Source organism: Rhodoferax ferrireducens, from assembly GCF_003347515.1.
Classification (GTDB): Bacteria; Pseudomonadota; Gammaproteobacteria; order Burkholderiales; family Burkholderiaceae_C; genus Rhodoferax.
The window spans coordinates 1-1,262 of the sequence record NZ_QEII01000112.1 but is presented as its reverse complement, the minus strand read 5'-3'; the positions used below and the strand labels follow the sequence as shown (position 1 = coordinate 1,262).

Genomic DNA, 1,262 nt, shown 5'->3' with positions numbered 1-1,262 from the left:
AGATCATCCGCGCCATGTGTTCGTATTCCTCGGCGTTTGATTCCAGAATACTGCGGTACTCGTCGGCACTGCGCGCGCGCGACAAGGCGACCTGCGTTTCCGTCATCAGATTGCTCACCGGCGTGCGCAACTCGTGCGCGATGTCGGAAGAAAAGTCGGACAGCCGCAGAAACGCTTCTTCCAGCCGCGCCAGCATCTCGTTCAGGGATTGCGCGAGTTCGGCCAGTTCGACCGGCACCGATTCCACCGGCAGGCGAAGGCTCAGTTGCTGGGCCGTGACCCCTTGCGTTTGCTCGCGCATGGCGCGCAAGGGCGCCAAACCATGTCGTGCGACAGCCCAGCCCAAAACGCCGCTCAGTGCCGCCGCGCCGGCGACAAAAAGCCACAAGGTCTGCAGGAACGAGCGCATGAAGGCCTGATGGTGCGCGATGTCGATGGCGACCGCCACGATGACCCGCGAACGCTCGCTGATGCCGGTCGGCAGTTCAGCGGCAATGCCCCGGTAGGTTTGCCCCTTCAGCGTCCAGGTGACAGGGCGCAGCGGCTTGCGGGCGGCGTTGGCCGCCACCAGGTCGAGGGGAAAGTGGGCGTTCGGTGTGGTGAACATCACCTCACGATTCAGGCTGTAGACAATCACCTCAAGGCCGTGATGGCCGACCAGCGAGTTGTCCAGCAGGTGCGTGACGTGTGTCAGATCGTCTTGCGATTCCATCTGTTCGAGCGTGTGCCGGGCCAGCGCCATCTTGCCCGTCAGCACCTCCATGTCCTGCTCCTCGAAGTGCTTCTCTACCGAGGAAGCAATCACCAGCCCGAGCGCCAACAACACGGCCGAGGAGGCGATGACGAACAGCAGCGTCAAGCGCCGGGTGATGGAGGTTCTGCCATTCAAACGCAATCGGGGTTCTCCAGCACATAGCCCATGCCGCGCACGGTCCGGATGAGCTTGGGCTCGAAATTGTCGTCCAGCTTGACGCGCAGGCGGCGCATGGCGACCTCAATGACATTGGTGTCGCTGTCGAAATTCATGTCCCACACCTGCGACGCGATCAGCGAGCGCGGCAGCACTTCGCCCTGGCGGCGCAGCAGCAGTTCCAGCAGGGAAAACTCCTTGGCCGTCAGGTCAATCCGCTTGCCCGCGCGCGTGACGCGACGCCGCAACAAGTCGAGTTCCAGATCGGCCGCGCGCATGAACACCGGCGAGTTGGCCTTCGCGCCGCGGCGCAACAGCGTGCGCACCCGCGCCAGTAATTCGGAAAAAGCAA

General features: G+C 63.2%; 2 protein-coding genes. Both read right to left on the bottom strand.

Annotation, left to right across the window (positions count from 1 at the left end):
- Positions 1-889 (bottom strand): HAMP domain-containing protein (locus tag C5P05_RS00490; protein ID WP_114967986.1); only part of this gene is annotated, 889 nt, incomplete at its 3' end.
- Positions 886-1,262, bottom strand: a 377-nt coding sequence (locus C5P05_RS00485) for a winged helix-turn-helix domain-containing protein (RefSeq protein WP_198674566.1), incomplete at its 5' end; no start/stop codon positions are given. The genes C5P05_RS00490 and C5P05_RS00485, both read right to left, overlap by 4 nt.